The sequence below is a fragment of the Curtobacterium ammoniigenes NBRC 101786 genome (assembly GCF_001571045.1).
Lineage (GTDB): Bacteria > Actinomycetota > Actinomycetes > Actinomycetales > Microbacteriaceae > Curtobacterium > Curtobacterium ammoniigenes.
Map to the genome: position 1 here is coordinate 178,387 of NZ_BCSV01000002.1, position 23,130 is coordinate 201,516.

The 23,130-nt window shown below is 67.7% G+C and carries 22 protein-coding genes and 1 tRNA gene; 7 read left to right on the plus strand and 16 right to left on the minus strand.

The genetic code is table 11. The features are described from left to right. The first annotated feature begins 17 nt into the window (after positions 1-17). The 4 genes from CAM01S_RS04515 (at position 18) to CAM01S_RS04530 (ending at position 5,421) form a co-directional block, all read left to right on the plus strand. A complete protein-coding gene (locus CAM01S_RS04515; protein ID WP_157071424.1) occupies positions 18-1,004 on the plus strand; it encodes a hypothetical protein in 987 nt (328 codons plus the stop codon). After that, positions 1,001-2,932: a hypothetical protein gene (locus CAM01S_RS04520; RefSeq protein WP_066517155.1), complete on the plus strand. Its 1,932-nt coding sequence runs from the start codon at positions 1,001-1,003 to the stop codon at positions 2,930-2,932. The genes CAM01S_RS04515 and CAM01S_RS04520 overlap by 4 nt, the downstream gene beginning before the upstream one ends. Before the next feature lie 288 nt (positions 2,933-3,220). Then, the gene (locus CAM01S_RS04525; protein ID WP_245631536.1) at positions 3,221-3,697 is read left to right on the plus strand and encodes a GNAT family N-acetyltransferase; all 477 of its coding nucleotides are present in this window, start codon (positions 3,221-3,223) and stop codon (positions 3,695-3,697) included. A gap of 299 nt (positions 3,698-3,996) precedes the next feature. Next, entirely contained in the window at positions 3,997-5,421 is a 1,425-nt protein-coding gene (locus CAM01S_RS04530) for a hypothetical protein (RefSeq protein WP_157071425.1), read from the plus strand. Positions 5,422-5,699: 278 nt separating this feature from the next. Here the strand turns inward: CAM01S_RS04530 and CAM01S_RS04535 are convergent. Beyond that, positions 5,700-5,789 (minus strand) — tRNA-Ser (locus CAM01S_RS04535). 207 nt (positions 5,790-5,996) lie between these two features. Here CAM01S_RS04535 and CAM01S_RS04540 point away from each other — a divergent pair. Together CAM01S_RS04540 and radA are read left to right on the plus strand one after the other, a co-directional pair. Beyond that, positions 5,997-6,953 (plus strand): SGNH/GDSL hydrolase family protein, encoded by a 957-nt coding sequence (locus CAM01S_RS04540; RefSeq protein WP_169795840.1) that lies wholly within the window; start codon positions 5,997-5,999, stop codon positions 6,951-6,953. Positions 6,954-7,010: 57 nt separating this feature from the next. Further along, positions 7,011-8,369, plus strand: coding sequence for a DNA repair protein RadA (radA, locus tag CAM01S_RS04545; protein WP_066517165.1), 1,359 nt, complete (start codon positions 7,011-7,013; stop codon positions 8,367-8,369). A gap of 112 nt (positions 8,370-8,481) precedes the next feature. On the opposite strand, the gene CAM01S_RS04550 is transcribed toward radA, so the two are convergent. From CAM01S_RS04550 to CAM01S_RS04565, 3 genes are all read right to left on the minus strand, one after another. Next, complete coding sequence (locus tag CAM01S_RS04550) at positions 8,482-8,832, minus strand: SseB family protein (RefSeq protein ID WP_169795841.1); 351 nt, start codon at positions 8,830-8,832, stop codon at positions 8,482-8,484. A 187-nt stretch (positions 8,833-9,019) separates the two neighbouring features. Continuing rightward, on the minus strand, positions 9,020-9,781 hold the full coding sequence (locus tag CAM01S_RS14575) for a hypothetical protein (RefSeq protein WP_157071427.1): 762 nt from the start codon (positions 9,779-9,781) through the stop codon (positions 9,020-9,022). A gap of 143 nt (positions 9,782-9,924) precedes the next feature. Then, positions 9,925-10,482 (minus strand): amino-acid N-acetyltransferase, encoded by a 558-nt coding sequence (locus tag CAM01S_RS04565; RefSeq protein WP_083527764.1) that lies wholly within the window; start codon positions 10,480-10,482, stop codon positions 9,925-9,927. 148 nt (positions 10,483-10,630) lie between these two features. On the opposite strand from CAM01S_RS04565, the gene CAM01S_RS04570 reads away from it, so the two are divergent. Next, a complete protein-coding gene (locus CAM01S_RS04570) occupies positions 10,631-11,083 on the plus strand; it encodes an SRPBCC family protein (protein ID WP_066517171.1) in 453 nt (150 codons plus the stop codon). A gap of 129 nt (positions 11,084-11,212) precedes the next feature. Here the strand turns inward: CAM01S_RS04570 and CAM01S_RS04575 are convergent, their stop codons facing one another. The 12 genes from CAM01S_RS04575 to folP form a co-directional block, all read right to left on the minus strand. Next, positions 11,213-13,720: an ATP-dependent Clp protease ATP-binding subunit gene (locus tag CAM01S_RS04575; RefSeq protein WP_066517173.1), complete on the minus strand. Its 2,508-nt coding sequence runs from the start codon at positions 13,718-13,720 to the stop codon at positions 11,213-11,215. Between the two features lie 257 nt (positions 13,721-13,977). Then, entirely contained in the window at positions 13,978-15,030 is a 1,053-nt protein-coding gene (locus CAM01S_RS04580) for a sigma-70 family RNA polymerase sigma factor (RefSeq protein WP_066518492.1), read from the minus strand. 544 nt (positions 15,031-15,574) lie between these two features. Then, positions 15,575-15,778 carry a hypothetical protein gene (locus CAM01S_RS04585; protein ID WP_066517176.1) on the minus strand — a complete coding sequence of 68 codons (204 nt, stop codon included), beginning with the start codon at positions 15,776-15,778 and terminating at the stop codon, positions 15,575-15,577. Positions 15,779-15,879: 101 nt separating this feature from the next. Then, positions 15,880-16,122, minus strand: a complete 243-nt coding sequence (locus tag CAM01S_RS04590; RefSeq protein ID WP_083527821.1) for a type II toxin-antitoxin system Phd/YefM family antitoxin — start codon at positions 16,120-16,122, stop codon at positions 15,880-15,882. An 81-nt stretch (positions 16,123-16,203) separates the two neighbouring features. After that, entirely contained in the window at positions 16,204-17,721 is a 1,518-nt protein-coding gene (gene lysS, locus CAM01S_RS04595; protein ID WP_066517180.1) for a lysine--tRNA ligase, read from the minus strand. A gap of 73 nt (positions 17,722-17,794) precedes the next feature. Next, the gene (locus CAM01S_RS04600) at positions 17,795-18,493 is read right to left on the minus strand and encodes a Rossmann-like and DUF2520 domain-containing protein (protein WP_066517182.1); all 699 of its coding nucleotides are present in this window, start codon (positions 18,491-18,493) and stop codon (positions 17,795-17,797) included. After that, the gene (locus tag CAM01S_RS04605) at positions 18,490-20,286 is read right to left on the minus strand and encodes a PH domain-containing protein (RefSeq protein WP_066517183.1); all 1,797 of its coding nucleotides are present in this window, start codon (positions 20,284-20,286) and stop codon (positions 18,490-18,492) included. The genes CAM01S_RS04600 and CAM01S_RS04605 overlap by 4 nt, the downstream gene beginning before the upstream one ends. Before the next feature lie 6 nt (positions 20,287-20,292). Further along, positions 20,293-20,790, minus strand: coding sequence for a PH domain-containing protein (locus CAM01S_RS04610; protein WP_066517184.1), 498 nt, complete (start codon positions 20,788-20,790; stop codon positions 20,293-20,295). Between the two features lie 23 nt (positions 20,791-20,813). Further along, on the minus strand, positions 20,814-21,299 hold the full coding sequence (locus tag CAM01S_RS04615) for a DUF3180 domain-containing protein (RefSeq protein ID WP_066517185.1): 486 nt from the start codon (positions 21,297-21,299) through the stop codon (positions 20,814-20,816). Continuing rightward, positions 21,296-21,853 carry a 2-amino-4-hydroxy-6-hydroxymethyldihydropteridine diphosphokinase gene (folK, locus tag CAM01S_RS04620; protein WP_066517187.1) on the minus strand — a complete coding sequence of 186 codons (558 nt, stop codon included), beginning with the start codon at positions 21,851-21,853 and terminating at the stop codon, positions 21,296-21,298. The genes CAM01S_RS04615 and folK overlap by 4 nt, the downstream gene beginning before the upstream one ends. Then, positions 21,850-22,236, minus strand: coding sequence for a dihydroneopterin aldolase (folB, locus tag CAM01S_RS04625; RefSeq protein WP_066518495.1), 387 nt, complete (start codon positions 22,234-22,236; stop codon positions 21,850-21,852). The genes folK and folB overlap by 4 nt, the downstream gene beginning before the upstream one ends. Next, complete coding sequence (gene folP / locus CAM01S_RS04630) at positions 22,233-23,054, minus strand: dihydropteroate synthase (protein ID WP_066518497.1); 822 nt, start codon at positions 23,052-23,054, stop codon at positions 22,233-22,235. Before folP ends, folB begins: the two co-directional genes overlap by 4 nt. Between the last annotated feature and the right edge of the window lie 76 nt (positions 23,055-23,130).

Below are 23,130 nucleotides of genomic sequence, written 5' to 3' on the forward strand. Positions count from 1 at the left end.
GTCGGCATAGAACGGGCATGTCCAATCAACACCCCCGCCCCCGCCCCTTCACGACAGCTGCCGGCCGCGGCAACCGTGCCGAGCAGCCCCGCGACGACCATGCGATTCAGGAGGCGATAGTGCGCTACCAGCCAAACTTCGCCACCCCCGCCGAATGGCAGCGGGTCCGCGGCTTCGTCACCGACGCCGTCGCGGACTACCAGCCCGAGAACCGCGACATCGCCCGGCAGCTGCTCTCCAGCGTCACCGCGTTCGTCATCTGGGCCGTCCACGAGAAATACGCACCCCTGAACGTCGAGGACATCTTCGACGAGGGCCTCATCGTCCCGTTCCTTCGCAGCCACTACCCCTCCCCCGCATCCCGGGACGTGGTGCAGTCCCGCCTCATGCGCGTCGCCCGCGTCGCAACCGGCATCGACGGGCGGCGCCGGAACTTCGGCCGGAACCCCGTGCTCCGCCCTTACACGGAAGCGGACCTCGCCCGTGTCGTCGCGTGGGCGTCCTACCGGCCCACCGCCGAGCAGCGCATCGACGCCGCCGTCGGTCTCGCCCTCGCCGGCGGCGCGGGCCTTCGCGTCGGGGAACTCCTCGAGGTCCGCGGCAGCGACCTCACCCGCACCCCCGACGGCGACGTCGTCGTCACCGTGCGAGGGCGCACCCCACGGCGGCTCCCGGTGCGCCGGGACTGGGCGTGGCTCCTCGACAGCGCCGCGCACCGCATCGGCACCGAACAGCCCGTCCTCTTCCCCGCGAACACGACCCTCGCGGGACGGCAGCAGCGAGTGCACAAGGTGTTCCACAGCAGCAGCGAACAGCCCGACTTCCAACGCCTCCGCGACACCTGGGTCCTCGACCTCGCCGCACGGCTGCCACTGGGCGACCTGATGCACGTCGCCGGCATCCCCGACGTCACCCCGCTCAGCCGCTACCTCCCACACCTGCCCGCACCAGACCCGGCCGCGCTGCACACCGTTCTCGCCGACGCTCCGGCGGTGACCCGATGAACGCGTTCGCACGGGAGCAGTTCATTGACCTCTGCGACGAACCGTTCTGGGGACTGCTCGACAAAGACGAAGTCGAAACCAACACCACCAACCTCACCCGCATCGACGCCGCGCACACCCGCCGCTGGCTGCAACGCACCCACGACACCGGCATCCTCGACCTCCTCGCCCAGTGGCGGGCCGAAGACCGCGCCGGACACTACCGCGGCGGCCGGCCCCCAGCATTCGGCGACGACGTCATCCTGACCCTGTCGCTGATGCTCGTCGCCGAGAACGCATCGCTGAAAATCGCGAACTACGCCGCGATGCTGCAGTTCCGGCTCACCGACGAAGCACGCGAGGTCCTCGGCATCACCCACCTCTACGACGGTCGGAAGCGGAACTGGGCGCTCCTAGCGCTTCGCGCGCTCCGACGCCTCATCGACACGTTCGACGGCTGGCCCGACACCCCGCACCGGAAGGCCGCGGACCTCGCCGAACGAGAACGCATCCAACTCGCCCGCGAAGCGGACGCGGACCGCATCGCCGTCAAAGAAGCCCGCGGCCGACGCTTCACCACCACGTTCCTCGCCTGGACGCTGACGCTCCTCCCGAAGCACCTGCAGAAAACTTCCGTCGCGCTGACCGTGGACCAAACCGACTTCTACGCCGGGACCGTGCTCAGCTCCTGGGGCAAGGAACACGGCGTCGAGCAGCCGAAGTACTTCGAAGACACCAACGAGGAAGTCACTCGACGCGTCCTCGAACTCGAAGCCGGCCTCTACCCGAAAAAGAAGGGCGCGAAGGTGAAGGACCCAAACGAGGCAGCGGTGTTCGTCCCCAGCGAATGGCATATGGCGTTCATGGGCAACGTCATCGTCGGCGTCCACGAAGACCCCACCGAAGATAACTCCCTGGAACCGCCGCAGCTCATCTACGCGGCAAGTCTCGGCACCCCGAACGACCGCGTCGGCTTCCACACCATCGCCCTCATCGACCTCATCCTCGAACGGAACCTGCGCATCACCCGGCTCTCGTTCGACAGGGGCTACAGCAACCTCGTTCCCGAGAACTTCCACCGCCCCCTCCGGGAACGCGGCATCCCCGTCATCAAGGACTACATGCAGAAAGGCATCACCAACGGTATTGGCGGCGCGGTCATGGTTGAAGGCGACTACTACTGCCCAGCAACCTCCACGGAGCACCTCGAAGCGACGCCGCTGTGGGACGCGGGCACTATCACCGTCAAGGAGTACATCCGCGACATCGGGAACCGGCAAGCGTTCAAATTGCACGTCAAAGACGTCCGACCCGAACGGCAAAGCAGCCGCATGCGCTGCCCCGCCCTCGGCCCGTCAGCAACCGTCCGCTGCGCGCTCCGCCAACCCCATCCCAAAGCCGCTGCGAAGGACGACCTGCCGATGGTGTACAAAAGCCGAATCCCGAAACGGCCGCCGCTGGTGTGCTGCCAAGACTCCATCACCATCCCCGACACGGACAATGAAAAACTCCGCGGCCAGCTATACCCCTACGGCACCGTCAAGCACACCAGCGTCTACCGAGCCGACCGCGCAAGCAGCGAATCCATCAACGACGCCATCGCCAACAACTTCACCATCTCCACGTCACCGAACCGCCCCATGCGCGGCCTCGCCGCGAACCAGTTCGCATGGACGATGCTCGTCGTCGCCACCAACCTGAAAAAAATCGTCGACCACGCCCACGCCACGGCACCCCGGGAAGAACTCGCCGAAGTCATCGAGCTCAACCCACGGCACCCGCGCGACGCACAGGGCACGCCGCTCCGCAGGAACCCGCCAGCACCAAAAAACGTCGGCCAGCGACTCCGCGACCGCGAAGGCCGCTCCGACTACAAGCGGAACCCCGTCAAGCGAAAGAAGGTTCTCGGGCCCACCCGAACCCGAGAAGACGTCCTCCGCGGCAACTGACCTGCATCCGGCCAGGGCGGAAGCGCTCCCACGCAGCACCGCTTCCGCCCTGGTCGGACCACCACGCGCGCTGCATGCTGCAGAGCCGTCCGCGGTGTCTCACTCGGCGCCTTCGTTTCTGCGAGCGCGCTGCGTTCCCGACCCTCAGCGCAAACGCGAGGACCTGCGACGGGGGACGACGGAGTATGCAGACGGAGCGGCATCGCAAACTGGTCGACGTCGCGCGCAGACGGTCGTAGTGTCAGGCGCATGTACGGATCCGGTGGACTTTGTGTCCGATCAGCGGTGGTGTCGGATGCTGCAGGCATTGCCCGCGCTCACGTGGAGAGTTGGCGGGAGACATACGCAGGAACGCTGGATGCCCGATTCTTTTCCGAGGACGCGTATGCGCGCCGTCTGGGCTTCTGGTCGGGGTACCTTGCCCGCGAGCCGCGACCCGGTCGGATGGCGGTCGCCGAGCAGGATCGCGTGATCATCGGGTTCGCGAATGCGGGAGACGCGGTCGGTCCTGATGCCGAGCACGGCTTCACCCCCGCGCGCCGCCTGCACCTGTTCTCCATTTATCTTCGCGCGGCGGGGCACGGGACCGGCGCCGGGCAGGCGCTGCTGGACGCGGTGGTCGGTGACGAGCCGGCACAACTCTGGGTACTCCGCGGGAACGCCCGCGCGATCTCGTTCTACCGGCGAAACGGGTTCTCCTTCGACGGTGTGGAATACCGCGACCCCGCCGACGCCAACCTGATCGAATTGCGCATGGTGCGCTGATGCTACGGGAGCTCACGCGACGCGGAGTTCCGTAGGATTCGTTTGTGAGCGTGATGGGCGGGAAGCATTCGGCGTGGACTCACCCCGAAGCTCGCGGCACCTCCGACCTGTGCTTCGATCGCGCCACCGGCGTCGCCGCTGAACGCAGCACTCTCAGAGTGCTGGCTGCATGGCGACTGCCATGAGTGGAGCGAACAGCGCAGACGGACCCGACCCGATAGGCGACCTGCGCGCCCTCCAAAGCAACCGGGTACCGATCACGATCGCCCCATGGTTCTTGGGGGGGCCGACCGCAGGACATGGGCGCTCATCTCGGCTGGGACCTCGCCGCAACCGATAGCGGATTCGAAGCTCGAAACATCGAAAGCGCGGTAGGTGAAGAGCCGAAACTCCTCACGGTGGCACGCCTGGGAAATCAGCTAAACCCTTCGGACCCGGCAGCGTATCAGCGGGTCGTCCGACGGCTGAGCCCTTATGACGGCATCGGACCGGGTCCCGGATCCTGGGAGGACGCTGTTCGCCTCCAACACGCCTCCTCTGAGCGGTACCCCGAGGAGGTCATGGGGGCTCTCAGCGGGTTCCGTGCGCTTGTTATGAGCGCTGATTCCGCTTCCGCCCTGCCCGGTCTACTGGCCAGCGCGTTAGCTGGGATGACCGCCTCTCGTTTCCCGGACGCGCGTCTGTATCTCATTGAGTCGACAGAGCGGTTGTCGCGACGGTACGGCGTCGCACGGGCGATGCTGCACGTCGGCGACCAACCTCCGGAGCCAGCGACTACCGGGGAGGTGTTCTCCTCTTCTCTGTATCTAATGGCCGACGTCAACGTCGGACTCGCTGCCTACTTAGAGCCGTTGGTGACGAGCCTTTCGCCGCATGTGTGGGCGATGACAGCTCCGAGGGTTGGAGGAGTGATCGTCCTGCTGTTCGGCCAGCCCGTCAGCTCAGCAACTCTCATGAATCTGGATTTGCTGTCGCTGTCGGAGCGAACCGCGCTGCTCGCTCCGCTTCGCCGGGTTGAGAGTGTCACCGTGGAGGCGTATACAGCCGCGTTGCGCTGGTGGGTGAGCCGTCTCGACCTAGTGTTCTCACACCTCACGGAGCCGTCCAACCACGTCAAGGATGGAAGCTACCACCCGCCCACTGCTGTCGAACGAATGCTGGCGTTCGAACAGTTCTGCCGATCAGTGCAGACGATCGGATCCTCCCGTGACACGCATGCCCGCCGTCTCACGCTGTTCCACGCGCTCGACTCTTTACACGGATTGAATCCGACCCTGACCTTCGAACGCGCCACCACGCTCTCGAAAATGGAACCCGTGCTAGACGAGCTTCGCAAGCTCATCCCCGCCGAGGCTCAGCCTGTTCTCCTGCCGCGAGCTGCCACAGCAGTGGACGCCCTCCGCGACGTTCAAAATGGCTTCTTCATGGCCACCCGTCTTCGCGACGGGTATCTGTCACTGCCAAACAAAAACGGCGTCGGGCCCGACGCGCCCGTCCCGCTCGCCAACGCTGCTCGTGAATGGCTCCGGGTGCTCCGCAATAGCCAGCACGGCTTGGACAAGGCGCCGGACCCGAGGCAGCGCGCGCTGCTCGCTGCCCACACCGGCGACCTCTCCCCCCGGATCTCGGACCTGGCATATCTAGCGCTTCTCGAGATTCTCGCCCGCCCGGAGCTGCTTCGCGGGCGACACCGCAACTCACAACGTCGCCAGCCACTGAGATAACCGTCGGCAAGGAGCAGATCTGATCGTCGCCGCCCCGAGTGGACCCTGACCTTCCCCGAGCCTTTCGCTTCACTCTGGGCAACCCTCCGCTGGATGGCCCTCACCCGACCGATGAATCGGATGCCGCCCTTTACGGGTCACCTGCTGACCCTTGCGGGATCCTTCCCGGTCTCTGACCGACCAACCAAAAGAACGCGAGGGTCTCCGTCTAGCGGCGGAGACCCTCGTAGAGCGGTGAGATTCGCAACTGATTTCGTTGAGATTCGCAACCGACCCTGTGGCGGTACCGGTGGGATTTGAACCCACGGTGGAGTTGCCCCCACACATGTTTTCGAGACATGCTCCTTAGGCCGCTCGGACACGGTACCGCCGACCATGCTACTGCATGCCCGCGAGCGTGCCGTTCGCGGGAAAACTCTGAAGGTCTGCGCGACTCGCACCCGCAACGCGTCCCGCCCCAGCTCCATCGAGATCCCGGTCACGCCCCCGACCACAGGCCCAGAGACCGGCGCCGCGCTCCCCCGGCCCACCACGCGCACGAGTTCGCACCAGCCTCGGTGAGTAACGTGCGGCGCATGAAGGGCCGGAGCCTCCTGACCGTTGGGATCACCGCCGCCGCGACATCCTTGGTGGGCGCGCTCGGTGTGTGGGGTGCGCGCGCGGGGATGCGCAGCCAGCGGAATGCGTCACAGCGCGTAGTCGACATTCTGCCGGTGCATGCTGACTGGTGGCGTGAGCGCCTCCTTCACGAGGGCGCCCTGACCTACGTTGCGATTGGCGACTCGGCGGCGCAAGGGGTGGGAGCCTCCATTCCGAGTCGCGGATACGTCGGACTGCTGGCGCGGCGCATTCGGCATCGGTCGCGGTCTTCGCTGCGGGTCGTCAATTTGAGTGTGTCGGGCGCCACGACGGAAACGGCCGCAGCCGAGCAGCTGCCCAAGTTTCGGAAGTACTCGCCCGACATCTGCACGGTGTCGATCGGCGCGAACGACATCGCGGATTTCGATCCGGCGCGCTTCGAGCGCAATCTGCGGATGATCTACGGGGCCGTTCCGTCCCATTCGATCGTCGCGGAGCTGCCGTGCATGTTCTTCCGGGATCGCGAACGGAAAGTTCTCGTCGCCAACGAGATCGTGCGTCGCGTGGCCGAGGAATTCGGGCTCACCGTCGCGCCACTGCACTCGATCACGAAGCGCGTTGGACTCCGCCGCACCTTCTTCAATACCTACGGCGATCTGTTCCACCCGAACGACAACGGCTACGAAGTGTGGGCGAGCGCATTCGAACCTGCGGTCGACGCGCGAGTCGACACCGTCGCAGCGATTCACGAATACCTCTCGGCGCGGGAGGCCGAAACGCTCGGGAGCCATGCCGCAGCCGTCGCCGCCGCGCGCGCAGACGCAGATGCTGACGTGTCCGCGCACCCAGAGTTCGCAGGCCGGTCTGGAGGCTCCTCCCGCCCCCATGCGCACCACGAACGTCGCGCCCCCGCGCACCGATCCTCTCCACAGTCGGACGATCAGGCGCGCTGATCCACCGTCCACGGCGGTGCGTCGGGCGATGTCGGCGGAGGCCCATAGCCTCGTTGCATGCCCAAGCCCCAACCCGCGTTCCGCTGTTCCGAGTGCGGGTGGACGACCCTCCGCTGGGTCGGTCGGTGTGGCGAATGTCAGGCGTGGGGCACGGTCGAAGAGGCCGGCGCTCCGACCTCCGGCCGCGGCACTGCCGCGGTCGCTGTCTCCGGCGCTCGAGTCGCCCGACCGATCACTGAGGCGGTCGGCGCCCCGGTGCAGCGGTGGAACACCGGTATCGGTGAGTTCGATCGGGTGCTCGGCGGCGGCATCGTTCCCGGCGCCGCCGTGCTGCTCAGTGGTGAGCCCGGGGTCGGCAAGTCGACACTGCTCCTCGAAGTCGCGTCGAAAGCTGCGGCAGCGGGGAAACGCGTCCTCTACGTCAGCGCTGAGGAATCCGTCGATCAAGTCCGGTTACGCGCCGAACGGACCGGGGCTCTGCACGACCAACTCTTCCTTGCGAGCGAGGTCGACCTCTCCGTCATCCTCGGCCAGCTCGACCAGGTGCGGCCAGACCTGCTCATCGCCGACTCCGTGCAGACCATCGCGTCAGCCGCCGTCGACGGCATCGCCGGTGGTGTGGCACAGGTGCGCGAAGTCGCCTCCACCCTGATCCGTGTCGCCAAGGATCGCGCGCTTCCCGTTCTCATCGTCGGGCACGTCACGAAAGACGGCACGATCGCCGGTCCGCGGCTCCTTGAGCACCTCGTCGACGTCGTTTGCCAGTTCGAAGGCGATCGGCAAACCGCGCTTCGGTTCGTGCGCGCACTGAAGAACCGGTTCGGCCCGACCGACGAAGTCGGCTGCTTCGACATGGCCGGTGACGGCATCCACGAGGTCCCCGACCCGAGCGGACTCTTCATGTCCCGCAGCAACGCACCGGTCAGCGGCACCTGCGTCACCATCGCAATGGAAGGGCGCCGCGCACTCCCCGTCGAAGTGCAGGCGCTCGTTGTGCCCAGTTCGGCCCCGCAACCACGACGCGTCGTCAACGGAGTCGACTCCTCTCGTGTGGCCATGCTGCTCGCCGTATTGGAACGCCGAGCCGGCATCAAGCTCTCGGACTCCGACGTCTACGTCGCAACCGTCGGCGGCATGCGGCTCGTCGAACCCGGCGCCGACCTCGCCATTGCGCTCGCCCTCGCCAGCGCTGCCCGCGATCGCCCCTACCCACACACCCTCGCCGCGGTCGGCGAAATCAGCCTGGCCGGCGAGATCCGACCCGCCAGCGGCGCGAAACAACGCTCATCCGAAGCGCGCCGTCTCGGATTCACGACCGTCCTCGGCGCAGACGCGGAACACCTCCGCGAAGCACTCCGCGTCGCATTCTCCCTCAGCCGCACCGAACGAGAACGCGAACTCGAAGCCGCGTTCTAACGCGCACAGTCCCTGCCGCTCACCGCGCGCGAACCGCAGGCACGACCCCCACGCGCTGCCCCGCAGGCCCGAGCCGGCAACGCTCACCCAGCAGCGTCGCCGACACCTCGGCCTACGCGCGCAGCGCGTCCAACAAATCCTGCGGTTCCGCCTGCATCGTGTGCGGCCCCGCAATATCGAAGAACACGCCTTCCAACACCGGGAGATGCGCCTCCAAAAACGCGAGCAGCCGAGGCCCGTCGTACACCATCACCTGGCGGATCTTCTCGTTCGGCACCATCGCCGCATACGCCTCAGCCGACGAGAACAACAGCAGCACCCGCTTATCCGACCCCTCCACGCCGAACACCCGAACCTGCTCCTCCTGGCGCTTCCCCGCGACCAGACGCGGCACGATCACAATGTCGTTCCGCAGCGCAAACGCCACCCCCGCGACGTCCTGCTTCGCAAGCGCCTCCTCCAACTGTTCGCTCCGGAACCGCTGCTCATCCGCCATACGACTAGTTCACCAGATCAGAGCACCACGCATACCAATGCAGACCGCACGGACGAAGAGCTCCCCGTCCAACATCGCGACAATCCCAACCCGCACAAAGGCGGCCGCAGCGACCGGAGCGAGGGCCGGAGAGCGGAACGGAACCAGACCCCGGTCAGTTCAACACGAACTGCGCCGACGACGCCGACTGGATACTGCCGACCGCGACCTGCAGGTGGTAACTCGCGCCTCCTGCCGTGACCGCCGGCCGTGAGCTATTGCACGTCGACGTCGAAGACCGCGTCCGATCCCACGTGATCGACGGCGTAGTCAACGTCTGACCCGCCTGCATCGTCACGTCCTGATGCGTGCCGCCCGTCTGGCAGTCCTTGCTCGACCAGTACGTCTCCGACCCGCTCGTGATCGTCAGCACCTGCTGCGCGGAGCCCAGATCGATATGGCACGCGGCGCTGCCCGAGTTGGTGATCGACATCGCGATCTTCGGCTCCTCCGTGGGACCGAACGATGCCGCGTTCACGATCGGCTTCAGCACGATCTGGCCCGTCGCACACGCAGCAGCCGGTGCCGCTGACGCCGCCGCCGATGCGACAGCGGAGGGAGCACTGCTCGCACTCGGCGGGGCCGCGGCAGCAGATGCCGACGGATTGCTTCCAGGGGCCGCTGTCGCCGTCGTCGCAGTGGAGGCCCCGCTCGCCGCTCCACCGCCGCTCGCCTTCGCTCCCGACCCCGCGCCCTGCCGATGGGCAGCCGCCGACGCCGACGCAGCGGCCTCCGGCGACGCCGAAGCACCGCCGCGCCCGAACACGATGAGCAGCACCACAACGATCACCAGCACCGCAGCAGCCCCGAACAGTGCGCGGCGCCGCCAGTACACGGACGGCCGCTCCGGGCCGACAGGATGACGGAACGACGACATGCGCACAGGGTAAGCAGTCAAGGAACCAAAGACGGGAAGCGACGCCGCGCCTCCAGCGAATCCACGACCGACGCCCTACCGCGCCTCCAGTGAATTTACGACTGACGCCCTACCGCGCCTCCACCGAATCCACGACCGACCCGCTACAGCACCTTCAGCATGCGCGTATTGCCGAGCGTGTTCGGCTTCACGCGAGCGAGATCAAGGAACTCCGCGACACCCTCGTCCGACGAGCGGACCAACTCCGCATACACATCGGGCGACACCACCGACTCGCCGATCTCCAGGTAGCCGTGCGCGGCGAAGAAGTCGACCTCGAACGTCAGGCAGAAGATCCGAGCGACACCGAGCTCGCGCGCGTCATGCTCGAGCGCTTCGAGCATGCGGTGTCCGACGCGCTTGTGAATCCAGTCCGGATCGAGGGCGAGCGTGCGGACCTCGGCGATGTCTTCCCAGAACACGGCGAGCGCGCCGCAGCCGATCGGCGTGCCGTCCGGACCCTCCGCGATCCGGAACTGCTGAATCGACCCGTAGAGGGTGACGTTGTCTTTGCCGAGCAGGATCCGCCGCTGCACGAACGGATGGATGAGGCGCTGAATGTGCGGAACGTCGGATGCGAGCGCCTTGCGCACACGGATCCCGTGCGCATCGCGTTCCTCGAACGCAGGCGTCGCGTCGGCAGCCGATCCGGTGTCGCTCATCCGCGCCAGCCTACTGAGTCCATCCCTCGTGCACCCGGCCGCCGCTATCCGCGAAGCGCGAGCAGGACGCGAATCGCCCAGCCGCCCGCGCCTAGCGTCAAGTGCGCCAGATCACTCGATCGCCGCCGACGAGCGGCAAGGAGGAACAATGCCCCAGATCACTGAGAGCGTGGACGTGGACGTTCCGGTCCGCGCCGCCTACGACCAGTGGACCCGATTCGAGGAGTTCCCCACGTTCCTCGACGAGGTCGTCACCATCACCCAGGTCGACGACACCACCACCGACTGGACCGTGAACGTCGGCGGCCAGGAGCGGTCCTTCCGCGCGGTCATCACCGAGCAGCACCCCGACGAGCGCGTCGCATGGACCGTTGTCGACGGTGAGACCGAGCACGGCGGCGTCGTCACCTTCCACAAGCTGGCCGAGGACAAGACTCGCGTCACCGCGCAAATCGACTGGGAGCCGAGCGGGTTCCTCGAGCACCTCGGTTCGGCGGTCGGCGCCGGAAGCCACGCGGTGAAGAAGGACCTCGAGAACTACAAGAAGCGCGTCGAGAGCGCCCCGACCGATCCCGGTTGGCGCGGCGACGTCAACGCCTGAGCGATTCAGGACGCCTGAGCGAACCAGGCTGAGCGACACCGACGGCGACGCTCACAACGAGAAAGCGCCCCTCCCGATTGGATTCGGGAGGGGCGCTTTCTAGCGTGCAAGCAACTTAGCGCGCCGAACTCAGCTCTCGAGTTCCCCCGCGATCGCCGGACCGGCCTCCGCACCGGCGAGGACTTCCTCGCGGCCCGGCTGACGCCCCGTCTCGAAGTGGAACTCCCCGTCTCGGAAGTCGACCTTCACGTGGTCGCCCGCGGTGAGCTCACCCTGCAGGATGTGCTCGGACAGCTGGTCCTCGACCTCGTGCTGCATCGCGCGGCGGAGCGGGCGCGCACCGAGTGCGGGGTCGAACCCGACGCGGATGAGCTGCTCCTTGGCGGCGAGCGTCAGCTCGACGGTCATGTCGCGGTCGAGCATGCGGTTCGACAGCCGCTTGACGAACAGGTCGACGATCTGCAGCAGCTCTTCCTGCGTGAGCTGCGGGAACACGATCGTGTCGTCGACGCGGTTCAGGAACTCCGGCTTGAAGTGCTTCTTCAGCTCCTCGTTCACCTTTGCGCGCATCCGGTCGTAGCTGAGGCCGGAGTTGCCTTCGACCTGGAACCCGACCGGGCCTCCAGCGATGCCCGCCGAACCGAGGTTCGTGGTCATGATGATCACGGTGTTCTTGAAGTCGACGACACGGCCCTGACCGTCGGTCAGACGACCCTCTTCAAGCACCTGCAGCAGCGAGTTGAAGATGTCCGGGTGCGCCTTCTCGATCTCGTCGAACAGGACGACGGAGAACGGCTTGCGACGCACCTTCTCGGTGAGCTGGCCGCCCTCTTCGAAGCCGACGAACCCGGGAGGGGCACCGAACAGCCGCGAGACCGTGTGCTTCTCGCCGAACTCCGACATGTCGAGGGAGATCAGCGCGCCCTCGTCGTCGAACAGGAACTCGGCGAGCGCCTTGGCGAGCTCGGTCTTTCCGACACCGGTCGGGCCGGCGAAGATGAACGATCCGGAGGGCCGGTTCGGGTCCTTCAGACCAGCGCGCGTCCGGCGGATGGTCTTCGAGAGCGCCGCGATGGCTTCTTCCTGGCCGATGACGCGTTCGTGCAGCGCCTTCTCCATGAAGACGAGACGGGAGGTCTCCTCCTCGGTGAGCTTGAACACCGGGATGCCGGTGGCCTGCGCGAGGACCTCGGCGATGATGCCTTCGTCGACGGTGCCGGATGCGGCAACGTCGCCGGAGCGCCACTGCTTCTCGAGGCGGAGCCGCTCGCCGAGCAGCTTCTTCTCCTCGTCGCGGAGCGATGCGGCCTTCTCGAAGTCCTGCTCCTCGATCGCGGCTTCCTTCTGGCCACGGACCGTGGAGATCTTCTCGTCGAACTCGCGGAGCTCCGGCGGGGCCGACAGGATCGAGAGACGGAGGCGCGCTCCGGCTTCGTCGATCAGGTCGATCGCCTTGTCGGGCAGGAACCGGTCTTGCACGTACCGGTCGGCGAGGTTCGCGGCGGCGACGATCGCGCCGTCGGTGATCGACACCTTGTGGAACGCCTCGTACTTGTCGCGGAGCCCCTTGAGGATGTTGATCGCGTGCGGCAGCGACGGCTCGTTGACCTGCACCGGCTGGAAGCGACGCTCGAGCGCGGCGTCCTTCTCGAAGTGCTTGCGGTACTCGTCGAGCGTGGTGGCGCCGATGGTCTGGAGCTCACCGCGGGCGAGGAGCGGCTTCAGGATGGACGCCGCGTCGATGGCGCCTTCCGCCGCGCCGGCGCCGACGAGCGTGTGGATCTCGTCGATGAAGACGATGATGTCGCCGCGGGTGCGGATCTCCTTCGTGACCTTCTTGAGGCGCTCTTCGAAGTCACCGCGGTAGCGGGATCCGGCGATGAGCGACCCGAGGTCGAGCGAGTAGAGCTGCTTGTCCTTCAGTGTCTCAGGCACCTCGCCCTTGACGATCGCCTGCGCGAGCCCTTCGACGACGGCGGTCTTGCCGACGCCGGGCTCGCCGATGAGGACCGGGTTGTTCTTCGAGCGGCGGGAGAGGATCTGCATGACCCGCTCCATCTCTTTCTCACGCCCGATCACCGGGTCGAGCTTCGCGTCGCGTGCCGCCTGCGTGAGGTTGCGCCCGAACTGGTCGAGCACCTGCGAGCCCTGCTGGGCGCTCTGCTGGTTCTCGCCGCCGACGGCGACCGCCTCTTTGCCCTGGTAGCCGGACAGCAGCTGGATGACCTGCTGGCGGACCCGGTTGAGGTCGGCGCCGAGCTTGACGAGCACCTGGGCGGCGACGCCCTCGCCCTCGCGGATCAGCCCGAGCAGAATGTGCTCGGTCCCGATGTAGTTGTGGCCGAGCTGCAGCGCTTCGCGCAGTGACAGCTCGAGGACCTTCTTGGCACGCGGCGTGAACGGGATGTGCCCCGTCGGCTGCTGCTGGCCCTGCCCGATGATGTCCTGCACCTGGTCGCGGACCGCGTCCAGGGAGATCCCGAGCGACTCGAGGGCCTTGGCGGCGACGCCTTCGCCCTCATGGATCAGACCGAGCAGGATGTGCTCCGTGCCGATGTAGTTGTGGTTGAGCATCTTCGCTTCTTCTTGAGCGAGGACGACAACCCGTCGGGCCCGGTCGGTGAATCTCTCGAACATGTGCTCTCCCTTGGCCCCAATGAACCCTGGGGCCGACAGCGGTACCGGTCTCGGCTGGGATCGGTGCGTATGTCGAGACTAACCAGGCGACCCCCGGTGTTCTGCCCCTGTTCGCCGTGGGCTGAGCCTTGTCGGTGTCGGTCGGATAACGGCCGACGGCCCGCTGTCCGAGAGGGTGCTCGGGCGGCGGGCCGTCGGGTGGAATCGGTGATGGGCCGTCGTGCGGGAGGCGCGGTGCAGCCTCCAGACAGACGGTGTCAGTCCGTCAGGTACAGCTGCATGTCCTGGCTGACAGCCTTGGCGAACAGGCGCAGCTTGGCGCGCGATTCGACACGGCTCACGGCCTGACGGGTCGTGTGCACGACCTTCGAGATCTCGTCGAGGGTCATCGGCTTGTCGTCGTCGAGGCCGTAGCGCATGCGGATCACGTTCGCCTCGTCGCTCGGAAGCTCGGCGACGATGGACCGGATGTCGCGGTGCAGGAGGGCGTTCTCAGTCATCTCGTTCGGGCTTGCCGCGTCCTCGTCCTCGATGAAGTCACCGAGCTCGCTGTCGTCGGAGTCGCCGACGACCGTGTGGATGGAGACCGGCTCGTGCGAACGGCCCTTGAGGTCAAGGAGCTCTTCGACGTCGAGGCTGAGCTCTGCTGCGACTTCCTCGGCGCTCGGCGCGCGGCCGAGGTCGACGGTGAGGTCGCGCTCGGTGCGGGAGATCTTGTTGATGAGCTCCACCGTGTGCACCGGAATGCGGATCGTGCGGGCCTTGTCGGCAAGACCGCGAGAGATGGCTTGGCGGATCCACCAGGTCGCGTAGGTGGAGAACTTGTAGCCCTGTGTGAAGTCGAACTTCTCGACTGCGCGCACCAGACCGAGGTTGCCCTCCTGGATGACGTCCATGAACGGGAGGCCGCGCTGCGAGTATCGCTTCGCGATGCTCACCACGAGGCGCAGGTTCGAGGTGATCATCCGCTCCTTGGCGCGCTGGCCGTCGCGGACAAGCCACTTCAGTTCTCGGACGAGCTGCTTGTCGTCGATCGACTCGGTGGCGAGCTTCTCCTCAGCGAAGAGCCCGACCTCGATGCGGCGGGCGATGTCCGCCTCTTCGGCCGCGGTCAGCAGCGGGAGACGCCCGATGTGGCGGAGGTAGTCGCCGACCTGGTCGACCGATGCACCACGGACACCTGCCAGCTGCTCACTGACTTCGATCTCCGTGACGGACGGCTCGAACTCGACGGTGGCTGTGGTGCGTGAAGCATCGGTGGTCGTGGACCGGCGGGTGGCGCTGCTCGGAACTGGTGCTGCGATCGTCATGATCTCGACTCCTTGTCGGTCACGGGGGTCGGTCGGAAGTGCGTCCGAAAGCGATTCGGTGCAGGTCGGCCGGTAGTTCGTTCGACGTTGGTCTTGCGTGCCACCCACTTCGGTGGCGTGAGACGAGTAAAGCGCTCGTGCGGTGTACCCCACAAACCCATCCGCGCGATTCCCAGGTTTCTCCGTGCTAGCGCTTGACGAATCGATGGGACGGGGTACGCGATGTCGGTCATTTGGCCCGCACCCCGAGTGCAGAACGGCCCCGATCGGCGCTACGGCGCGGATCTGCGGAGTGCTCAGTTCCTTCGCGGATGAAGTCCGACGGCGATAACGGTGTTGCTGTCCGACGTCAGGGGTACACGGTTCGCGGACAGTGCCGATATCGTCCCGTACCCCAAATCGTGCCCCATACGACGCGGATTCCGGATGCCGAATTGCGCACCGCACGTCAGACGGTCGCAGGAGCGACTGACGAGCGCGTGAACCGCAGGCGTCAGCATGAGGAACGCCTCACGCATGGGAGGTGCGACGAGCGCAATGAGGATTAGCGGACCGTGTCGTCCGAGCCAGCGGTGGTGGCGCGCTCTGCCTCAAAGCGGGCGCGCTCTTCCGCTTCGATCCGGGCGTACGTCGTCCGCTCAGTGCGATCGGACCGCACGATCGCGCGCATGACGAACCAGAAGATCAGCCCGACAACCACGGTGGGTGTCAGGGAGAACACGATCCCGGCTATGACTCCATGCGGCACCCGAGCATCATACGTCCGCCAGCGGAGTCCACCGCTGAGACCCCCACGGCCGCACGGTCACCGCGTCCGACCGGTGTTCTTGGTTCCCCCGGGGGTCGCCCTCACAGATCGCCGCTCTGCTCCGCCAGGCGCGCTTCGTCGACGAGGTCCGCAAGGTCCGGGCTCGACATCCACTTGAGCACCTCGAGGATGCCTTCGCCATTGTGCGTCCAGCGAGTCTCCTCAGCCACAGGGACGACGCGGGCGACCTCACGGCCATTGCGGGCCAGGACATACTCGTCACCAGCCTCTACGTCGTCGATCATCTCGGCTGAGTTCCGGCGCAGATCACCGACCTTGTTCATCTTCGTCACGAGGCTGTTCTCCTGCGTCGGCAGGCATTTGTCTCCAGACCTTCGAGGCGCAGCCGACCCCCATGCTCGCGCTCAGGCGGAGGCGCCGCCCTTGACGAGCGGGAACAGGATCGTCTCGCGGATCCCGAGCCCGGTGATGGCCATGAGCAGCCGATCGATGCCCATGCCCAGACCACCCGACGGCGGCATGCCGTGCTCGAGCGCGCGGAGGAACTCCTCGTCGACGCGCATCGCCTCCGGGTCACCACCAGCGGCGAGCCGGGCCTGCTCGACGAACCGTTCGCGCTGGATCACCGGGTCGACGAGCTCGGAGTATGCGGTCGCGAGCTCGAACCCGCGAATGTAGAGGTCCCACTTCTCGACGACGCCCGCACGGCTGCGGTGCTGACGAACGAGCGGAGACGTGTCGATCGGGAAGTTCATCACGAACGTGGGCCGGACGAGTGAGCCCTTGACGAAGTGCTCCCACAGCTCCTCGACGTATTTGCCGTGCGTCGGATGCGCGACCTCGAGCCCCTCCGCTGCGGCGAGCGCGACGAGCGTCTCAATCGGTGTCGACGGCGAGATCTCGCGACCCGCTGCCTCCGATAGTGAGCCGTACATGTCGATGCGGTCCCACGTGCCACCGAGGTCGTATTCGGTGCCGTCCGCCCACGTCACCGTGAGCGAGTCGCCGGTCACGGCGCGAGCCGCGTTCTGCACCAGCTCCTGCGTGAGGTCCGCCATCTGCTCGTAATTGCCGTACGCCTGGTACGCCTCGAGCATCGCGAACTCGGGCGAGTGGGTCGAGTCGGCGCCCTCGTTGCGGAAGTTGCGGTTGATCTCGAACACGCGCTCGATCCCGCCGACGACGGCACGCTTCAAGAACAGCTCCGGAGCGATACGGAGGTACAGGTCGGTGTCGAAGGCATTGGACCGGGTGACGAACGGCCGGGCCGCGGCGCCGCCGTGCTGCGTCTGCAGCATGGGGGTCTCGACCTCGAGGTAGTCGTGGCCCGCGAACGTCTCGCGGAGCGACCGCATCACTGTGGCACGGGCTCGGACGGTCGTTCGGGCCTGCTCACGCACGATCAGGTCGAGGTAGCGCTGACGCACCCGGGTCTCTTCACTGAGCTCGGCGTACATGTTCGGCAGCGGCAGCACCGCCTTCGCGGCGATCGACCAGTCGTCGACGAGCACGCTGAGCTCACCACGGCGCGACGAGATGACCCGACCGTGCACGAACACGTGGTCACCGAGGTCGACGAACTCTTTCCAGCGGTCGAGCGACTCCTGACCGACCTCCGCGAGCGACACCATCGCCTGGATGCGCGAGCCATCCCCCGCCTGGAGGGACGCGAAGCACAGCTTGCCGGTGTTGCGCGAGAACACCACACGGCCGGCGATGCCGACAACATCCTGCGTCTCCTCGCCGAGCGGCAGGTCGGCGTAGCGGCGTCGCAGTTCGGGAATGGTCGCCGTGATGTCGAGGACGACCGGATACGGCTGGAGGCCCGCATCCAGGAGGCGCGCCCGCTTGTCGAGCCGGACCTGCCGCTGTTCGCTGGTCTCTTGCTCGGTCGGCTGCTCGCTCGCCTGCTCGTCGGTCATGCGCTCGGTTCTCTCCACGGATGGAATCGGGGACGTTCGATGCTATCGGGCGGCTGCGGGCCTCCCGCGCGTACTACAAGCGCTGCTGGCCGTCCGCATCGGCGAGCGCGTTGTCCACGGCCGAGCGGACGAGCGTGCCGAGGACCTGACCGGGGTGCTCGACGCCGATGTCGGCGAGCGTCCCTGCGGCCTGGTCGACGATCGCCGTCGAGAAGCTCACCGCGGCTCGCACCGCGTCGGCGTAGGCCGGGCGGTCCGTCTCGTCGATGATGATCGGCTCCGCACCCATCTCGACCACGAGCGCCTGCGCGATCGGGAGCACGGGCGCCGGAGCCGTCACTGCGCAGTACGCGTCGCGCAGTCGAACCAGGTCGACGCTCGTGCCGGTGAACGCCATCGCCGGATGGATCGCCAGCGGAATGGCGCCGGCGGTCCGCGCGGGGAGCAGCACGTCCACGCCGTGGTCGGGGCTCGTGTGCACGACGAGCTGGCCGGCCTGCCAGATGCCGGCCTCAGCGAGACCGCGGACGAGCTCGGGCAGCTGATCGTCGGGAACCGCGAGGATCACGAGCTCGCTGCGCTCGACAAGTTCGGGCGTGGGCAGGATCGGCACGCCCGGCAGGAGCGCTTCGACGCGGTCACGCCCGTCTTGCGACACCGCTGTGACCCCCACGAGCGCATGCTCGGCGTTCGCCAGTGCTGCGCCGAGCACCGGACCCACGCGCCCAGCACCGATCACGCCGACACCGAGGCGACCGGCGCGCGGGCTCATGACGCGCCTCCGGACCGGTCGGGCTGTGGTGGGACGAGCGCGGTTGTCAATGGCCCTGCGGTGGCCCGCGGTGGCGCGCCCGGGGCACGCGGTTCCGGCACGTTCGACCAATCGTCGGCCACCGGACGACGCTCGGGTGCTGCGGGCCACCTGTCGGCCACCGCTCGCTGCTCGGGATCGGCCTCGTGCTCGCGCCACCGCTGCGTCCGATCGGCAGCGGCCGCTTCGATGGCGAGGGCCTCTGTATCGGTCCAGAGCCGCATCGCGTCGGCTGCATCGAGGGCGCCGATGCGCGCGTCGACCGGCCCGTGCACCGTGTGCACGTGGACCTCGGCAAGGCGGAGTAGCCGATGCACCGGGCCCTGCGCAACGTGGAGGCTTTGCACCCGCGGCAGCGGCACGAGGACCAGCGAACGCCAGATCGCGCCGAGCCGGAGCACGACCGCGCCGGGAACCTGCCGGTAGCCGTTGCGCCGCCACGAGAGCGGGCGCAGCCAGGCGCCCCGGCCCGGGGACCGTGTGAAGCCGCCGACATCACCCGTCGTCGCAAGGCTCGCATCGATCACGGACACCGCCTCCGCCGATCCGGCGCGCATCGCATCGAAGCTCGCGCCCGGGCCGGCGACGGTGGCGCCGACGAGCTCGGGCAGGATGATCTCGAGCACCGCGCGCACGTCCGCCGCACTGCCGACCGGCAGCACGAGCGACGACACCTGCTGATTCTGCCGACCCTCGCGCGTGTGCGCGGCGCGGTTGATGCGGACATCCCACCAGCCGAACGGCCGCCACAGGATCGGCTGGGTGACGCTCACCGCATGGATCCGGCCCGGCGGCAGCGTCTCGTTCATCGTCGAGATGAGCCCGTAGCCGATTCGGATCCCGTCCGGCGTCTCCGCGATCGTGTACTGCAGGAACTTCGTGAACTTCCGCACCGAGTACCCGCCGAAGCCGATCACGGTCGGCAGCAGCGTGGCGACGAGGAAATAGCGTCCGGTCGCGACGACGCTGAACACGATCAGGGCCACGAGCACCAGCAGGACGATCGTCGTGGTCGACAGGACGAGTGACCCGATCAGCCGACCCTGGTGCACGCGCACGACCCGGGTCGCGCGCACGGCAGCGGGATCGAGCTCCGGCAGCGTGAAGTCGTTGACACGGTCCTGCACGAACCCTGCGGAGGCGCGTCCACCGCCCGGCATGTCCGCTCGCGCGCCGCTCGCAAGGGCCAGCAAGCGCGCGCGCAAATCGTCCGCTGCGGCGGATCCGAGGTATTCGAGCCGCACCGTCGCCCCATTGCCGGCCTGGCTGATCTCCAACCGGGCTGTCCGGAACAGCCGCGGGAAGATCGGCCGGACGATGTTGATCCCCTGGATCCGGTCGAGGCGCGCCTTGCGGTGGTTCCGGAACAGCACGCCGGACCGAACCTCGACGACCTCCCCCGTGACACGGAATTCATGCGCTCGCCACGACAACCAGAACAGGCCGACGAGGACCATCACCAGCAGCAGGATGCCGAGCAGGATCCAGCCGACCGCGTGATGTTCGACGACGTAGCTGACCGGGTCGCCGGGGTCATGCGCGTGCGGTCCCGGCAGGAACGCGTTGATGAGCCAGTCGCGCCCGTTGTTGATCACGATGCCGACGAGGACGACGAACGCCAGGCCCCCGCGCAGCAGCGGCGTCGCGGGATGGAGGCGATGCCACTGTCCGTCGGTGAGCGGCGCGGCGGCGCCTGGCTGCTGCGGATACGGCGGCGGGAACGCCATGCGCGGCGGCGGAGTGCGGAACGACACGGTGGCCTACAGTCCGACGCGGCGGGATTCCGCGAGCTCGACGAGGCGATCCCGGAGGTCGTCGGCAACCGCGGCGGGCAGCCCCGGCAGCCGCACGTTCGACGCGGCCGCGGCGGTGACGAATCGGAGCTCGCTCAGCCCGAGCACGCGGTTCAGCGGCGTCCGGGCGACGTCGACGAGCTGCAGGCGGCCGTACGGCACGGCGACGAACCGCTGGAACAGCAGGCCGCGGCGCACGACGAGGTCGTCGTCGCGAAGGGCGAACCCGATCGCGCGGATGCGCCGCGGGGTGAACACGGCGACGAGGAGCGTGATCACCCCGACGATCGCGCCGATCACGGTCCAGACCGCACCGCTCGTCGTGCCCGCGAGCGCGACGAGGCCGAGGAGCAGACATGCGGCGGTGAGCAGACCGCCGAACACGATCTCCGTGACGAGCTCCACCCAGGTGAGCTTCGGCGACACACGGCGCCACGGGATCCCGGGAACATCGAGGCGGTCCATCGCGAGCTCCTGTGTTCCGGCGGTCAGCGGACGGCGGTGCCGGAGCCGCCGCGGTCGTCGTCGTTGTCGTCGTCGCGGGGCGGGACGATGCACATCCGCTCCGCGACGAGCGCGCAGACGGTGAGCACGATCCCTCCGCCGACCGCGACGGCGTTGGGCAGGGATGAGCCTAACCCCGGGAGCACCGAGCGGGTCAGGAGATAGGCGAGCCCGCCGAGCGCGAACGCGCCGAGCAGCGCACCCGTAATGCTCGACGCCTTTGTCAGGTAGAGCACGCGCGCCGCGTAGAGCGGGTCGACGCGCCGTGCCGCCGTGCCTTTGACATGGCGCCGGACCGGCATCGCCATGAAGACGAGTGCGATGCCGATGAACGTGAGCGTCAGTCCGAGCGCCGTCGACAGCACGAGCACCGGCATCTGCCGGGAGGCCAGGGTCGCGTCGAGCGCGAAGCCCGCGACGGCGGCGACGATCGCGACGCTGATGATGGTGGAGGCTCGGGTCGGCCTCATGCGCGTCCCTCCGCGCTCGGGGTCGTCGCCGGCACGACGCCGGCCTCGGGTTCGACGAGCCGCAGTCCCGGAACCCGTACGGTCTGATCGCCGACCGCGGCGAGGACCTCGGCGACCGGCCCGACGCCCGGAAGGAACGCCTCCGGGTCGGCATCGAGCCAGGGTGCGAGCACGAAGTCACGTTCCGCGGCGCGCGGATGCGGCAGGGTCACGACCGGGTCCGAGTCGATCCGGTCATCCACGGCGACGATGTCGAGGTCGAGCGTGCGGTCTCCCCACCGTTCCACGCGGACCCGGCCGTGCGCGTTCTCGATCCGGTGCAGCAGCTCCAGAAGCGGCCGGGGCTCGAGCGCGGTTTCGACGATCACGATCCCATTGCGGTAGCGCGGCTTGTGCTCGTCGCGCCCGTCGAGGGTGAGTGCGACGGACTCGACCTCATGACTCGCGGCGACCACCCGCACCCCGGGAAGCGCGGCGATCTCCGCCGCGGCGTCGCGCAGCGTCTGACCGGTCGCGCCGAGGTTCGCCCCGAGCGCGATCACCGCGCGGCTCACGCGTCGTGCTCCGGGGTGGCCTGCTGACGGGTGCGGCGGATCGTGATCGAGACGTCGTCGAACGGCACGGTGATGGGCGCCTGCGGCTTGTGCACCGTGACCTCGGTCGCGGACGCCGCGCGATGCGACAGGACGATCGCGGCGATCCGTTCGGCAAGCGTCTCGATGAGGTCCACCGGATCGCGGTGGATCGCGTCGACGACCTGCTCGGCGAGCACCCCGTAGTGCACGGTGTTGTCGAGGTCGTCGGTGCCGGAGGCGGTGGTGGCGTCGATCTCGACCGTCACGTCGACGACGAACTCCTGCCCGTCACGACGCTCATGGTCGAAGACGCCGTGGTTGCCCCGCGCGCGGAGCCCGGTGAGTCGGATCTGATCGGTCATCGGCGAGCGGCCCTCCAGGCGTCCCACACGTCGAGGACGACGCGGGTCGGAGCGGGATCGTGCACGCGCACACCCCACGCTCCGCGTTCGGCGGCCAGGAGGCTGATGGCTGCGCTGGCAGCGTCGCGCTCCGTGGCCGGGGCATCCGCGGGGCTTCCGACGCCCGCGAGGAATCGTTTGCGGGAGGCGGCGACGAGGACCGGGAGCCCGAGTGACGCGAACCGTTCGTACCCGGCGAGGATCTCCCAGTTCTGTGCTGCGTCCTTCGCGAAGCCGAGCCCGGGATCGATGATCACGCGGTCCTCTCGGACGCCGAGGACGATGAGCTCGGCGACCCGGCGCTCGACCTCACGCCGGACTTCCTCCACGGGGTTCGTGTAGACGGCGTTGCGGTTCATGCGGTCGGAGTGGCCGCGCCAGTGCATGACGACGAACATCGCGCCGGTGCTCATCACGACGCGCGCCATGTCGGCGTCGGCAAGACCGCCCGAGACGTCGTTCACGAGAACAGCGCCCGCTTCGACAGCGCGCTCCGCAGTGGCCGCGTTCATCGTGTCGACACTCACCGCGATGCGGTCGGCAACGAGGTCGCGGATCACCGGCAGCACCCGTCGCTGCTCTTCCGCAAGCGGCACGCGATGCGCGCCAGGACGCGTGGACTCGCCGCCCACGTCCACCATGTCGGCACCGGCCGCGATGAGTGACCGCGCGTGCTCGACCGCTCGATCACGGTCCAGATGCTCGCCACCATCGGAGAACGAGTCCGGCGTCACGTTGAGAATGCCGATGACGTGCGGACGGCCCGCCGTCGCGGTCATCGGTGCGACTGCTGCGCCGACCGGCCGGGAGACACGCTCCCCGCCGTCACGGAATGCCCGGATATCGATCGCGACG

Bases quoted from the DNA above. Each gene is read 5' to 3' on its own strand.
- CAM01S_RS04515 (WP_157071424.1), top strand. From the start codon at position 18: ATGTCCAATCAACACCCCCGCCCCCGCCCCTTCACGACAGCTGCCGGC.
- CAM01S_RS04520 (WP_066517155.1), top strand. From the start codon at position 1,001: ATGAACGCGTTCGCACGGGAGCAGTTCATTGACCTCTGCGACGAACCG.
- CAM01S_RS04530 (WP_157071425.1), top strand. From the start codon at position 3,997: ATGGGCGCTCATCTCGGCTGGGACCTCGCCGCAACCGATAGCGGATTC.
- CAM01S_RS04540 (WP_169795840.1), top strand. From the start codon at position 5,997: ATGAAGGGCCGGAGCCTCCTGACCGTTGGGATCACCGCCGCCGCGACA.
- radA (WP_066517165.1), top strand. From the start codon at position 7,011: ATGCCCAAGCCCCAACCCGCGTTCCGCTGTTCCGAGTGCGGGTGGACG.
- CAM01S_RS14575 (WP_157071427.1), bottom strand. From the start codon at position 9,781: ATGTCGTCGTTCCGTCATCCTGTCGGCCCGGAGCGGCCGTCCGTGTAC.
- CAM01S_RS04565 (WP_083527764.1), bottom strand. From the start codon at position 10,482: ATGAGCGACACCGGATCGGCTGCCGACGCGACGCCTGCGTTCGAGGAA.
- CAM01S_RS04570 (WP_066517171.1), top strand. From the start codon at position 10,631: ATGCCCCAGATCACTGAGAGCGTGGACGTGGACGTTCCGGTCCGCGCC.
- CAM01S_RS04575 (WP_066517173.1), bottom strand. From the start codon at position 13,720: ATGTTCGAGAGATTCACCGACCGGGCCCGACGGGTTGTCGTCCTCGCT.
- CAM01S_RS04580 (WP_066518492.1), bottom strand. From the start codon at position 15,030: ATGACGATCGCAGCACCAGTTCCGAGCAGCGCCACCCGCCGGTCCACG.
- CAM01S_RS04590 (WP_083527821.1), bottom strand. From the start codon at position 16,122: ATGAACAAGGTCGGTGATCTGCGCCGGAACTCAGCCGAGATGATCGAC.
- lysS (WP_066517180.1), bottom strand. From the start codon at position 17,721: ATGACCGACGAGCAGGCGAGCGAGCAGCCGACCGAGCAAGAGACCAGC.
- CAM01S_RS04600 (WP_066517182.1), bottom strand. From the start codon at position 18,493: ATGAGCCCGCGCGCCGGTCGCCTCGGTGTCGGCGTGATCGGTGCTGGG.
- CAM01S_RS04610 (WP_066517184.1), bottom strand. From the start codon at position 20,790: ATGGACCGCCTCGATGTTCCCGGGATCCCGTGGCGCCGTGTGTCGCCG.
- CAM01S_RS04615 (WP_066517185.1), bottom strand. From the start codon at position 21,299: ATGAGGCCGACCCGAGCCTCCACCATCATCAGCGTCGCGATCGTCGCC.
- folB (WP_066518495.1), bottom strand. From the start codon at position 22,236: ATGACCGATCAGATCCGACTCACCGGGCTCCGCGCGCGGGGCAACCAC.
- folP (WP_066518497.1), bottom strand. From the start codon at position 23,054: ATGACCGCGACGGCGGGCCGTCCGCACGTCATCGGCATTCTCAACGTG.